Below are 12,661 nucleotides of genomic sequence, written 5' to 3'. Positions count from 1 at the left end.
CGAACCACCGCCACTCCATCATCAAGCGAAGCAAGATAGACCTCGGCGGGCGACTGTTTGTCCGTCATATAAACCTCGTCATTATGTCCGCACTGCAAACATTTGTTTTGCTAATGAGGTTATTTTTACACAGCTCATCGAACAACTGTCAATTAGGCCAAAACAGCCTTACTATAAAAATCTTATTAATCAAATATTTATACTAAAAAAGTTTTTTTATATCTTGCATAAGATATTAAAACCAAAAGTCCGCACTGCGGACTTTTAGTCTGCATACTTGACATATCTTCATCGGTAAACGCAAAATCGATTCAATAAGCAAGCCACGAGTGGAGCATAACTCGGTGAAGACAACAGACAGTCAGGGTGACTATCAGATCGTGGTGGACCCGATGAACACAGCAGGCGAGCAGGAGGAGGATCGGCAGTTTGTGACGGCGCTGGCCAGAGGGCTTGAGCTATTACGCTGCTTTACGCCCAGCGAAAGCGCCCTTAGCAATCTTGACCTAGCGAAGAAGTCGGGTTTGCCGCGCCCTACCGTCAGCAGGCTTACCCACACGCTAGCTCGACTGGGCTATCTGCGCCCTTTGCAACGTGGGAAATACCAGTTGGATGTGGGCGTCATGTCCTTTGGCTATTCGATGATATCCAACCTACCAGTTCGCGCGATTGCCCAACCCTTGATGGTAAACCTTGCTAACGAGGTGGGTGCAACGGTGGCTATGTCTGCACGTGACCGACTAGACATGGTTTATCTCGACGTGGTCCAGAGTGCTCTTCGCTCTACCATCCGTCGTCAGATCGGTACACGCCTGCCCATCCACCAGAGTTCGGCGGGGCGCGCATGTCTCGCTGCCATGCCCACTCAAGAGTCTGATGTGATGATGAATCACCTACGGGACTTGAACCCTACAGAGTGGCCAGCCATTCGAAGATCATTGGAGCGTGCTTTTCGAGACTACGCTGATCACGGGTACTGCCTATCGATTGGTGAATGGCAACGCAAGGTTAATGCCGTTGCGGTGCCCCTCCATCATCCTCAGCTTGGAGTTCTCGCGTTCAATTGTGGTGGCCCCGAATTTCAGATATCACGTGAAAAGCTGGAAGAGTCTATCGGGCCGCAGCTAGTGCAACTGGTCAACGATATAAAGACCCAAATCTCATAAGCCACACCACATTTTCCGACGTACAAATTCATATCAAGAGGCACGCACATGATTCGTGATCAGGAAACGATGCAGCTCCTGCTCGACTCCATCCGTAATTTTGTTCAAGAAGAGCTGATTCCACGTGAGGAAGAAGTCGCTGAAAGCGATGAAATCCCCGAGGACATCGTTTCACAAATGCGCGATATGGGGCTCTTCGGCCTCACCATCCCCGAGGAGTACGGTGGACTTGGGGTGACCATGGAAGAAGAAGTCAATATCGCGTTCGAGCTTGGACGGACATCTCCCGCCTTCCGCTCTTTCATTGGCACTAACAACGGTATTGGCTCAATCGGCATCCTGGTCGACGGCACCGATGAGCAGAAGGCCAACTACCTCCCCCAGCTAGCCAGCGGCGATATCATAAGTTCCTTCTGTCTAACCGAGCCTGACTCAGGTTCGGATGCGGCCTCACTGCGCACAACGGCGGTGAAGGATGGCGATGACTACTTGATCAACGGCACCAAGCGCTACATCACGAATGCACCACATGCTGGCATCTTCACCGTCATGGCACGTACGAATGTCGAGATCAAGGGTGCCAAGGGCATCAGTGCATTCATCGTAGAAGCCGATACCCCCGGCATTACTATCGGTAAGCGCGATAAGAAGATGGGCCAAAAAGGCGCTCATACTGCGGATGTTATCTTCGACAATGTGCGGGTACCGACCAACGCACTGATTGGTAAGCAAGAAGGAGTGGGGTTCAAGACCGCCATGAAGGTTCTGGACAAGGGTCGCCTGCACATTGCCGCCATTGCGGTCGGCGCCGCTGAGCGAATCCTAGAGGACTCTCTACGCTTCGCCATGGAACGCAAACAATTTGGCACCCCCATCGCCGAGTTCCAGCTGATCCAAGGCATGCTGGCCGATTCCAAAGCCGAGATTTATGCTGCCCGCTGCATGGTGCTCGATGCCGCTCGCCAGCGCGATGATGGCCACAACGTCAGTACCGAGGCCTCTTGCGCCAAGATGTTCGCAACGGAAATGTGTAGCCGTGTGGCCGACCGTGGTGTGCAGATTCATGGCGGCGCTGGCTATATCAGCGACTATGCCGTTGAGCGGTTTTACCGTGATGTGCGCCTGTTCCGGCTCTATGAGGGGACGACTCAAATTCAGCAGGTGATCATTTCGCGTAACATGATCCGCAACGCCCAATAATAAGCACACACAGCGCTCCCTACTTGTGCCAAGGTCCCTTGCCGATCCGCTAAGCTATTTGGCAAGGACTTGCGCACAAGCCGGAGATTTTAACTGCTTGAAACCAGCGAAGTACTTGACCCCCTCAGCTTGCTAATCGAAAGAGGACGGCGGCCATCATCAACGATGCCGCAAGAAATGCGCCATTCCAACGCAGGCCGATCTGTCCCGCCGTCATCCCTGTAAAACGTGACATGATCATCATCGCGGCCGTGAACGGCGACGACACCATCGTCAACGACCAGCCCGACAGCATCGCAGCCGCCAGCAGCGGCAACGACACGTTTTCCAGCCCCACTTGGGCCACTATACTGGTCAAGAAGGTCACACTGATAATCGGATTAACGCCGACCTGGGCAAGAATAACGATCAGCATGAGCACGACTGCCGGCAACCAGTTGCCAAGGGCAACAAGCAAGGAGGCCACCCCGCCCAGTTGGGCAGGATCAAGCAGCGCCACGCTGAGGTAGCCGAGATAGGCCCCCGCGCCCAGCGCCACGACTTCATTACCAATGCCACCCAACACCTCAGGCAAGCGACGGGCTAGCATGACAGTAGCGGGCCCAACGCCCGCATAGCTAATGCCACGACACTGCCAAGCCAGCCAAATCCAGGCTCCCAAAGGGACACCAATCACAACCGCCTGAGGCAACCGTAGCGAAAGCACCGTTGCAAGCGCAAAAACCAGCATCACTAACGCAAGCAGCATCAAGCTAAAAGCTGCCAGCGGCATCAGTGAGGGCCGTGCGACTAGCGCTACCCGCGCTCTTGGGGGAGGCCCTGCAACGTGATCACAGGCCCAGCCCAACAGAAATAGAATGATGGCCGACAACAATACGTAGGGAAAGAGCTCACCCCAGGTCAGCGTTTCAAGATTAGCCAAAACGACCGCGACACCGATACCTAGAGGAGAAACCAGCGGCGCCAGAGTGAAACCGCGCAAGGTTGCCAGAAGCATGCGTCGGCGACGCACCTCTTGCAGCCACACTCTCCCCTGAGCTGAGCCAAGAGTGTTGGACTTGTCGATCATCGACATGAACAAGTTCAACACACCGAAGTTGAGCACGATTCCGAAAAGGGTGGAGCCCAATGAAAGGATCGGATAACGCCAGGTGGGTGGCTGCAACAGCAGGCTATGACCGCAGCGACGGATGAGTTTTGAACGGTAAGCTGGCAGGCGAAGCACCGCAAGTGCCGTCATGAACGCCGCCAGGAATACAAAGCCACCTGCCGCCTCATGGAGCACAGCCCAAGGTGAAGGAAGCCTCCATAGAGCAAAGAACGAAGCTACGACACAGGCCAAAGCTAACATGCGCGCCATCAAGCTGAAACGCGGCCAGCCTAGCATTAGAAAGCCCGTCAACATAAGTTGAGCCAAGCTTTCGGCCCACGTTACACCACTCAATAAATGCACTACAGCCAGCACTGCCACACCAGCGAGCAAACGGCTAGACCAGACGTTTGCAACTGATTCATGTCTGCCGAGATGCATGGTTATCCCCACCTCCCTGATATAAATCGAGCCGACCCCCACCAAGAAGTCGGCTCGATTTACTTGAGCCTTAAGCCCACCCTGCGGGCTTAAGGAAAGTCGTCATTTATAGCAAGGCCCGCAGCGTCAAGTGCCCGCCTCTGACTCATTGGCACTTTGTTTCGCTTTGTGTCGTGAAGACATAAAGCGATAAATGGCCAGCAATATAGAGCCTACTGTTAGGGCAATAAAGAACCAGGTGATCGGGCCACGTACGAAAATCGACAGGTCGTTAGAACCGATCAGCAGTGATCGTCGCAAGTTGTCCTCGAACATCGGCCCTAAAATGAAACCAATTAGGAAAGGGGCAGCCGGAATACCCGTACGATTAAACACATAGCCCATAAGCCCAAACGCTAACATTAACCAGACATCGAAGGTGTCGTTATTGACCGCATAAGCACCGTATATGCAGAACATCAATACGATAGGAAACAGAATCGACTTGGGGATATCCGCGATCAGGGAGAAGTAGCGGATTGCTGCACTACCCACGAACAATAGGATCACTGAACTGAGCATGATACCTAGGAAGAGGGCATAGATAAGAGGCAGATTTTCCTGAAACAGGAGTGGCCCCGGGGTCAATCCATGTACCATGAAAGCACCCAAGATGATGGCGGTGATCACATCCCCAGGGATACCTAACGACAATAGTGGGATCAGTGTGGCCCCTGCTACACCATTGTTACCCGCCTCAGAAGCAGCTACACCTTCTATTTCTCCCTTGCCAAAACGTTCTGGGTGGGGCGAACGACGCTTAGCATCACTATACGAGATAAAGGCAGCAGCAGTAGCACCGGTGCCCGGAATAGCACCAATAATCACACCGATCAAGCTGCCGCGCACGATGCTTTTAAGGCTACGTTTAAGCTCAACGAAAGACACACCGGCGCCGCTAGCCTTCGCCCGGATATGGGGTATCACCTTTTTACGATAAAACTCCATGATCTCGGGTATTGCAAAAAGGCCGATTAACAGAGGAATGAACGAGATGCTGTCCATCAAGTTGTAATTGCCAAAGGTCAGCCGCTGTGAACCAAACACGGAATCCAGCCCGACCAGTGAAAGCAAGATGCCTAGAAACGCCGCAATCAGACCCTTGATCATTGATCCACTGGCCAAGGATATGATGATGGTCAATGAAAAGCAGATCAGCCAGAAGAACTCCGGCGCGCCGAAATTAAGGGCGATTTTCGCCAAATAAGCGGCGAAAAAGATCAGTGCAATGTTAGATATAAAATCCGCGATTACCGATGAGTAGAGCGCCATCTTTAGCGCCTTCTTTGCCTCGCCCTGCTGAGCTAGCGGATAACCATCTAGTAATGTACAAGCCGACGCAGGCGATCCAGGTGTACGGATTAAGATCGCCGTAATAGATCCACCATACATACCGCCCTTGTAAATACCTACCAACAACAGTATGGCCGCCACCGGCTCCATTGAAAAAGTAAACGGTAGCGCCAACGCCACTGCCATCGTGGCAGTGAGGCCCGGGATGGAGCCAACGGTCACGCCAATTATCACACCTATAGCTATTGCCACGAAATTCTCTGTGGCCAGAAATAGCTGCAGTACTTCTGTAATATTATCCATAAGTCACCAGATCTTGAGAGATGGCCGCTGGGTCAGAACGGCAACATCGGCAGCGGTACGTTCATGACCTCGGTAAACAGTAGCGTGATTCCTACAGGGAAGACGATGGCTAGACCGTAGACCCATAAAGTACGCACTGGATGAGCAATGAACAGTATAAAGGTGGCGAGGATCCCGCTAATTATCGCTCCCAACATCTCGAACAAACCTGCGTAGACAACCAGGGCCACGACCATCAGGACAAAGCGTAACCACGTACCACGCTCGAAGCGGCGCCCACTATCCTCAGCATCATCAGCAACTAATACACCCTGGACGATCATTAGCAGAGAAAACACCAACAGCAGCCAGCCAACGATGGTCGGTAGCCAACGCGGTGACATCATCGGATTCTGCATGATAGGCGGCTGGCCAATGTAGTTGGGAATTAGGTAGAACAGCAGAAGCAGGGCAAAGCCCAGCAATATAACCCCAGCGACCACATCCCACGAATCTTTGATCAGCGTGCCACTAGTAGAGTGCGACTTCGTCATGGGGGGTTCCCTCTCGACGTAAAAAGCTCCGGAAGTAAACCAACTGAGGCGAGGGTGTAACCCTCGCCTCATCATGCAGTGTATTCAACAATGAATTACTCTTGGCGAATACCCGCTTCAGCCGCTACTTCATCCCAGCGGGCTACTTCCTCAGCGATGAACGCTTTGAACTCGTCACCAGCAACCGTGCCCGGCTCGGCGCCCAACTGATCAACGAAGCTAGTAAACTCTTCACGCTTCATTACTTCCTGCAGTGCTTCTTGCATGACCGTCATGGCTTCTTCTGGAAAGGACTCATGAGCAATCAGACCAAACCAAGCGGTAGTGGTGAACTGATCAAGATTATATTCACCGATTTCTTCTAGGGTCGGCACGTCGGGCAAGTACTCGGAGCGCTCAGCGGAAGTAACCGCCAGCGCTTTCAGATCACCAGACTGAATATGCGAGAAAACAGTGGGCATGTTCTCGAAAGAGACGTCGACATCTCCGCCCAATAGCGCAGGTAGGGCTGCACCACTACCAGCGAAAGGCACTGCCGTCATATTAGTACCGGTCAGAGTCTTGAAAAGCTCACCTGACATATGGATAGAGCTTCCCACACCACTGTGGCTAAAGGTCATATTCTGCTCTTTAGCTGCCTCGACAAACTCCAATACGTTGTTATAGGGGCTATCAGCCGGAACCACCATGACGTTGGGAATGTCGATCAAGTTCTGAATGAACACAAAATCTTCGACAGGATCATAGGTAAGATTGGGGTAAATGGCAGCACCGATGGCGTGACCTGGTGAAGCCATCATAATTGTATGGTCAACGTCTCGACCGCCGCGAGCCAAACGACCAGTAGCCACCGTAGAGCCGGCACCAGGTCGATTCTCCACCACAACGTTTGCATCGAGTTCTTCCTGTAGCAGGTTAGCGACACGACGTGATAGCACATCGGTGGTACCACCCGGCGCATAAGGAACTATAAGACGCACGTCGTCAGTGGGCCAGTCTTGAGCCTGGGCAGTAGACACCGAGAGGGAAAGTGCAGCAGCACCGCAGGTGGCTAATGCTAGGACATTGAGTAGCTTGTTCATAATTACCCCTGATCTAATAATTGTTTACTATGCGTACATTTATTCGCAATACGTTCACAGGTTACTTGGAAAGAGCGAAAGCCAGGTATCCAACTTTAGTTTTACATCGTAAATTTTTTATTTGAGTAATAACTAATGCACTGGAGCCAGTTCGCTACACTCACTCTCTGGAAGAGAGTTTTTAAGATAAAATTTTAATTAATTCATAAACGCTTTTTAGTGATTAGCGCCTATACAGTTGCCACTGGAGTAACCGGTGAGCCAATCGCACCTGGCAAGCGCAAAGGCGGAGCCGTCAGTAAGAAACGATTACGCCCTCGACTATGTAGCCAATCTGCCAGGTCTTTCAGGTACCAGAGTTCAGCCAGGGGCAAACCTAGCTTGAATAGGCAATGGAGATGCAGCGGAAGTTTAGAGCAACAGTCAGGTTCCAGTTCGCGATCAAGGTTCTCTACCGCGTAGTTATCAGCACAGATCGCCGCGATACCACTCGAGGTAATCCACTCAAGTAGCGCCGGATCACTGCCATCAAGTACTGCCCCAGTGTTTTTTAGAACGTCCGGCTGGGGCGTTCCCTTCATGTCTAGCAATGCTTCGGCAAACCCTGTGCGCAATACCAGCATATCACCTTGCTCCAACACTACGCTCTGCTGTTCCAGCGCTTCAAGCAGCTCTCTGTACCCTATCAACGTTCTTCCCGAACCGAAGGCTCGCACCAGGTCCACTAAAACACCCCGGCCCTGCATACCATGCGCGGCCAGTGTCTCGATGCCAAGGCGTCTGGCATAGGAATCGTGACGTTGGGAAGGCTCTCCGCTTAAATCCAGCACATCTTGCGCCGCCATGTAGCCATTGTAATAGCGCCGCTCAGGCGAGCCGTCGTCATCACCATCGAAAAGAGCTCCCACATGGGCCAAGGAGTCCCACTGAGTGGAATACTGCAACGATAGCTGGACTTGGTCGTCACTGATGATGTCGTTCAGCTTGGGGTTATGAGTGGAGAGGGGAAAGTTGATGTACTGGTCTTCATCGAGCGCCGTCGGGGTCAATTTCGGTGGTGAACGGCGAGGGTTCAGTACTTTCCCACCGGGGATATCCAAGGGCAGAGACAAGCAGAACGTTACGCCCTCCTGGACTTCCTTGACGCCTTTGAGGACCTGCTCTGTCCCGATCAAGTTGACACGCCCCAATTGATCATTGGGCCCGAAATCTCCCCAATTGCTGCCTTCGGGACGTTTCTTCCAGCGCGGCTGATTCATGGTTCATCTCCATGTGAGTCTTGCGCAGCGAGTTCAATGATGCGCTTCAGTTTGCTCCGCTCATGCGCCTGGTGACGCGCAAGCGACTCGTCGCTCCAGCGGTAAAACCCTCGCCCTACCTTGGCACCTAGACGCCCCTCGGCCACATACTCTTCAAGAAGCGCTGCAGGCTGCTGACTTGCATCGAGATCTGGATAGAGATATCGAGCAATATGCAGATGTGTGTCCAGCCCGTTGAGATCGCGCTGGCACAAGGGGCCATTCAAAGCCAGCCGCACACCGATGGAGTACTGCACGATGTCATCCAGCGCTTCAGCCTCTACCACGCCTTTCTCCAGCAGGGAGAGACATTCACGCATGACCGCATGCTGGATCCGGTTGGCAACGAAACCGGGCACGCAAGTCTTCAACACCGCTGGCCGTTTTCCCAACTGCGTCAGCCAACCGCAAGCCTTTTCCACTGTCTCAGCCTCTGTGTGGCTACCGGGAACGACTTCCACAGTGGGCACAATGTCCGCGGGGTTAAAGAAGTGAGTCCCCACGAAGCGTTGCGGAACGCGCATGATACTGCCTATTTCGTCGATCGGTATCCCCGACGTATTAGTCATGATGATGGTGGCGTCATTCACGCTGGCCTCGATTTGCGCCACGACCTTCTGTTTGACCTCGACATTTTCGGTCACGCTCTCAATGACGAAATCGGGGACCTCCGTCATCTTCAAATCCGTAGCGAAGCAAGTCGTCGCCGCATGGGTTGCTAAACGCTGACGGCTGGTCTCCAACACATGCGGATTGGTATCCACAACGGTGACCTTGACACCATTCACCGCCATCAACTTAGCCAGTGTGGTGCCCATGGTGCCAGCACCCACCACGACTGCTCGCAAAGCTTTTTCTTGCATCAGCTCTCTCCCCTAGCCTGGAATGGCGACTTATCTCAAACGGCATAGACAAATGTCGCATTGAATAAAATGATTCGCAGGTTAAATATAATCTCACAATACGAACTTGTGTTCGCTATACGCACACAATAAACCATGACCAACATACCTACAATAAGAGGCCGCTTTCTATGAATGCGCTGGCTAATTTCTTCACTAGGCTCGTTAACCGGTACATGCCTGACCCTCTGGTCATCGCTATCCTCCTGACCGTACTCACTATGCTCCTGGCGGTGCTAGTTCAAGGCACTAGCCCACTGAATACGGTGCGTTACTGGGGCGATGGCTTCTGGGATCTGCTGGCCTTCAGCATGCAGATGACGGTCATCCTTCTGGCAGGCTATATCCTCGCCAAGACGCCTTTGGTGGATGGTGCTCTCAACCGCCTCGCCGCACGCGTCAAAACACCGTTCATGGCGATTGTCGTCGCCACCCTGGTGGGCGGCATTGGCAGCTGGCTGAATTGGGGGTTCGGCTTGGTAATAGGCGGTATCGTGGCTCAGAAGCTGGCACTCAACGTAAAAGGCTTACACTACCCCCTTGTGATCGCCGCGGCGTACTCGGGTTTCGCCCTTTATGGCATCGGCCTGTCAGGCAGTGTCCCGCTGCTAATCGCCACTGAGGGGCATTTTCTTCAAGATGCCATCGGCCTGATCCCATTAAGCGAAACGATTTTCTCGCCCATCCTCTTAATCACCAGTGCTCTGATTCTGCTCACCTTGCCTTTCTTCAATGCTTGGCTGCACCCCAAGCTGGACAAGGATATCGTTGAAATCGACCCCAGCACTGTCGCAAAGCCTACTGCAGCGCCCTTACCCGGCGACGTGAAAGTCACCATTGCAGAGCGCTTGAATCGTAGCCGGGTGGTAGGTATCGGCATTGGCTTGCTGGGCATGCTGTATATAGCGCTGTACACAGTCGACGGAGGCTCGCTGAACCTCAACACTGTCAACTTCGCCTTTCTGTTCCTGGGGATACTCCTTTTTGCATCACCAGCCAACTACTTGGCCGCACTGGCTGACGGGATCCGCATCGTCTCGGGTATTATCGTGCAGTACCCTTTCTACGCGGGGATCATGGGAATTCTGGTGAGCTCAGGCCTGGTGGTTTCGTTTGCGAATATCTTCGTTGATATCTCCAGTGCCCAAACCTTGCCTATTTGGTCATTCATCAGCGGTGCCATCATCAACCTGCTGGCACCATCCGGCGGCGGTCAATGGGCAGTCCAGGGGCCGGTCATGGTGCAAGCCGCCACTGAAATCGGCGCTTCCCAAGCGGCCACCGCGCTCGCCGTGCAGATTGGCGACCAGTGGAGCAACATGATCCAGCCGTTTTGGATCCTTCCGGTGCTGGCCATTTCCGGTTTGAAGTTGCGCGATGTGATGGGCTATATGGTGTTGATCCTGATCTACCTGGGAATCATCTACGGCAGCGCCATGCTTATTTGGGGCTACCTCAGCGCTTAACCACGTTTACTAACTGAGGTTTGCAAATGCCTTTTTTGATAGAGACCTTCGACAAGCCCGATCTCCAGACCTTGCGCCTGGAGGTACGTCAACAACATCTAGAATATCTGGATGCCAACGTGGATATTCTGCTGGCCTGCGGGGCCAAGCTCTCCGATGACGGTGAAACGGCATCAGGCGACATCTACCTGCTCGACCTGGACAGTCGAGAGGAAGCTGAGCGTTTTATTGAGGGCGACCCATTCCACCAAGCGGCACTATTCGACGAGGTCAAGATCGTGCGTTGGCGGCAGGCCTACCTGAACCGAAAGAACACCCTTTAGGGCACGCACAATCTTATCGCGACAATACAATGGAGAAATACGATGTTGTTTCATGTAGAAATGGTAGTAAAGCTCCCGCCCGACATGCCGGCCGATCAAGTGGCTGACATCAAAGCAAGAGAGAAAGCCTACTCACAAGAGCTACAACGACAGGGTAAATGGCGCCATCTATGGCGAGTCGCCGGCAGTTACGCCAACGTCAGCATCTTCGACGTCAATGACAACGACGAACTGCAAGAAGTAATCAGCGGCTTACCCTTGTTCCCCTACATGGATATCCAAGTAAAACCGCTATGCCGCCATCCCTCCTCAATACGTGAGGACAACACATAACTAAGCCCCATCGCCTCGCTGAACTGTCGGCGAGGCTGACTTTCCTACCAACTTCATACTCAATCACCGTGCCTATGCCGAGGAACTCTAATGAGTCAAGACGCCGCTCAAAGCCAAGCAAATCAAATCCATTGCGCTGTGGTGACTGGCGGGGCGAGAAACATCGGCCAGGCGATCGCCTTGCGTTTACAGAAAGATGGTTATCGCGTGGTTGTGGTGGATATCGTCGAACCCGAAGTCCAATCACTGCAAGCGGATGCCCACCAAGTCGACCTTTCTGATGCCGATGCGACTCGCCGTGTTATGTTGGATATTTCCGAGCGTTTTCAGGTGACACGACTGATCAACAATGTCGGCATTGTTGCCCCGGCACTGATTGAAGAAGCACAGCTTGAAGACTTCGACAAATTGATGCACCTGAATGTGCGTTCGGCACTGATCTGCACACAGTCGTTGTTGCCTAATATGAAGGCGAACGGCAAGGGGCGCATCGTTCTGAATACCAGCCGAGTGGTACTTGGAAAAGAGGCGCGCACCATCTATAGCGCCACTAAAGGAGCGCTACAATCTATGGCCAGAACATGGGCCCTAGAACTCGCTGAACACGGTATTACAGTTAATTGCGTTGCTCCTGGGCCTATTGCCACAAGCGCTTTCTGGCAAAACAATCCACCCGATTCTGAGCGTGCCCGACGCATAGTCGAAAATATTCCGTTAAAACGCATGGGCCAGCCTGAGGATGTAGCCCAGGCAGTAAGCTTCTTCTGCGACGAACATAGTGGATTTATCACTGGTCAGACGCTTTTCGTCTGTGGCGGTGTCACGGTGGGTTAAGTGTAAGGCGCCTGGGCTCTGATCTATAGACACCCCTTCAGCTGTAATGTGATGTGCTACAGAGTGTTTAATCCCGGACTGTGCAAGCCCATACCAGATTGATGCGCCCTTAAATGGGGTATGCAAATGGAAAATGCGTCATAACAAGGCGCATGTTCGAATTTACAAGTGCGCTGCTTGCACCTACCCCGCCTTTTTTGCACTATCGCGGTGCAAAAAAGGCGGGGTAGGTGCATCATCCAATCCAAACATTCTTTAAACGGCTCTTCGACGTTGGGTGTGGAATTCGCCCCCTGAGCTGGGCCAGAATATGACCTCCACAGCGGCAGGAGGTATGACATGGACGGCACCCAGATTC

The 12,661-nt window shown here is 52.9% G+C and carries 13 protein-coding genes; 7 read left to right on the top strand and 6 right to left on the bottom strand.

Annotated features, from left to right (window positions below; all coding sequences use genetic code 11):
- The 3 genes from BIS10_RS12935 to BIS10_RS12925 all read left to right on the top strand — a co-directional run.
- Positions 1 to 268, top strand: a 268-nt coding sequence (locus BIS10_RS12935; protein WP_253505792.1) for a hypothetical protein, incomplete at its 5' end; no start/stop codon positions are given.
- Between the two features lie 76 nt (positions 269 to 344).
- Complete coding sequence (locus tag BIS10_RS12930) at positions 345 to 1,166, top strand: IclR family transcriptional regulator (RefSeq protein WP_197746068.1); 822 nt, start codon at positions 345 to 347, stop codon at positions 1,164 to 1,166.
- A 48-nt stretch (positions 1,167 to 1,214) separates the two neighbouring features.
- Positions 1,215 to 2,366 (top strand): acyl-CoA dehydrogenase family protein, encoded by a 1,152-nt coding sequence (locus BIS10_RS12925; RefSeq protein WP_137094765.1) that lies wholly within the window; start codon positions 1,215 to 1,217, stop codon positions 2,364 to 2,366.
- A gap of 124 nt (positions 2,367 to 2,490) precedes the next feature.
- Here the strand turns inward: BIS10_RS12925 and BIS10_RS12920 are convergent, their stop codons facing one another.
- The 6 genes from BIS10_RS12920 to BIS10_RS12895 all read right to left on the bottom strand — a co-directional run bounded on the left by BIS10_RS12920 (position 2,491) and on the right by BIS10_RS12895 (position 9,308).
- Positions 2,491 to 3,897: a hypothetical protein gene (locus tag BIS10_RS12920; RefSeq protein WP_253505790.1), complete on the bottom strand. Its 1,407-nt coding sequence runs from the start codon at positions 3,895 to 3,897 to the stop codon at positions 2,491 to 2,493.
- A gap of 126 nt (positions 3,898 to 4,023) precedes the next feature.
- Positions 4,024 to 5,532: a tripartite tricarboxylate transporter permease gene (locus tag BIS10_RS12915; protein WP_253505788.1), complete on the bottom strand. Its 1,509-nt coding sequence runs from the start codon at positions 5,530 to 5,532 to the stop codon at positions 4,024 to 4,026.
- A 32-nt stretch (positions 5,533 to 5,564) separates the two neighbouring features.
- Positions 5,565 to 6,065, bottom strand: a complete 501-nt coding sequence (locus BIS10_RS12910; RefSeq protein ID WP_253505786.1) for a tripartite tricarboxylate transporter TctB family protein — start codon at positions 6,063 to 6,065, stop codon at positions 5,565 to 5,567.
- Positions 6,066 to 6,160: 95 nt separating this feature from the next.
- Positions 6,161 to 7,147 (bottom strand): tripartite tricarboxylate transporter substrate binding protein, encoded by a 987-nt coding sequence (locus tag BIS10_RS12905; RefSeq protein WP_253505783.1) that lies wholly within the window; start codon positions 7,145 to 7,147, stop codon positions 6,161 to 6,163.
- Between the two features lie 230 nt (positions 7,148 to 7,377).
- Entirely contained in the window at positions 7,378 to 8,406 is a 1,029-nt protein-coding gene (locus BIS10_RS12900; RefSeq protein WP_253505781.1) for a cyclase family protein, read from the bottom strand.
- Positions 8,403 to 9,308, bottom strand: a complete 906-nt coding sequence (locus BIS10_RS12895) for a 3-hydroxyacyl-CoA dehydrogenase NAD-binding domain-containing protein (RefSeq protein WP_253505779.1) — start codon at positions 9,306 to 9,308, stop codon at positions 8,403 to 8,405. The genes BIS10_RS12900 and BIS10_RS12895 overlap by 4 nt, the downstream gene beginning before the upstream one ends.
- 170 nt (positions 9,309 to 9,478) lie before the next feature.
- Between BIS10_RS12895 and BIS10_RS12890 the strand changes: the two genes are divergently transcribed.
- The 4 genes from BIS10_RS12890 to BIS10_RS12875 all read left to right on the top strand — a co-directional run bounded on the left by BIS10_RS12890 (position 9,479) and on the right by BIS10_RS12875 (position 12,303).
- Positions 9,479 to 10,813, top strand: a complete 1,335-nt coding sequence (locus BIS10_RS12890) for a short-chain fatty acid transporter (protein ID WP_301282046.1) — start codon at positions 9,479 to 9,481, stop codon at positions 10,811 to 10,813.
- 26 nt (positions 10,814 to 10,839) lie between these two features.
- Positions 10,840 to 11,136 (top strand): YciI family protein, encoded by a 297-nt coding sequence (locus BIS10_RS12885; protein ID WP_253505775.1) that lies wholly within the window; start codon positions 10,840 to 10,842, stop codon positions 11,134 to 11,136.
- 42 nt (positions 11,137 to 11,178) lie between these two features.
- Entirely contained in the window at positions 11,179 to 11,469 is a 291-nt protein-coding gene (catC, locus tag BIS10_RS12880; RefSeq protein ID WP_054641542.1) for a muconolactone Delta-isomerase, read from the top strand.
- A 90-nt stretch (positions 11,470 to 11,559) separates the two neighbouring features.
- A complete protein-coding gene (locus BIS10_RS12875; protein ID WP_253505773.1) occupies positions 11,560 to 12,303 on the top strand; it encodes an SDR family NAD(P)-dependent oxidoreductase in 744 nt (247 codons plus the stop codon).
- Positions 12,304 to 12,661: the final 358 nt, after the last annotated feature.

It is taken from the genome of Halomonas sp. 707B3 (genome assembly GCF_024158645.1).
GTDB lineage: Bacteria > Pseudomonadota > Gammaproteobacteria > Pseudomonadales > Halomonadaceae > Vreelandella > Vreelandella lionensis.
Note: the sequence above shows the minus strand (reverse complement) of the source record. Positions and strands in the feature narration are given on the sequence as shown.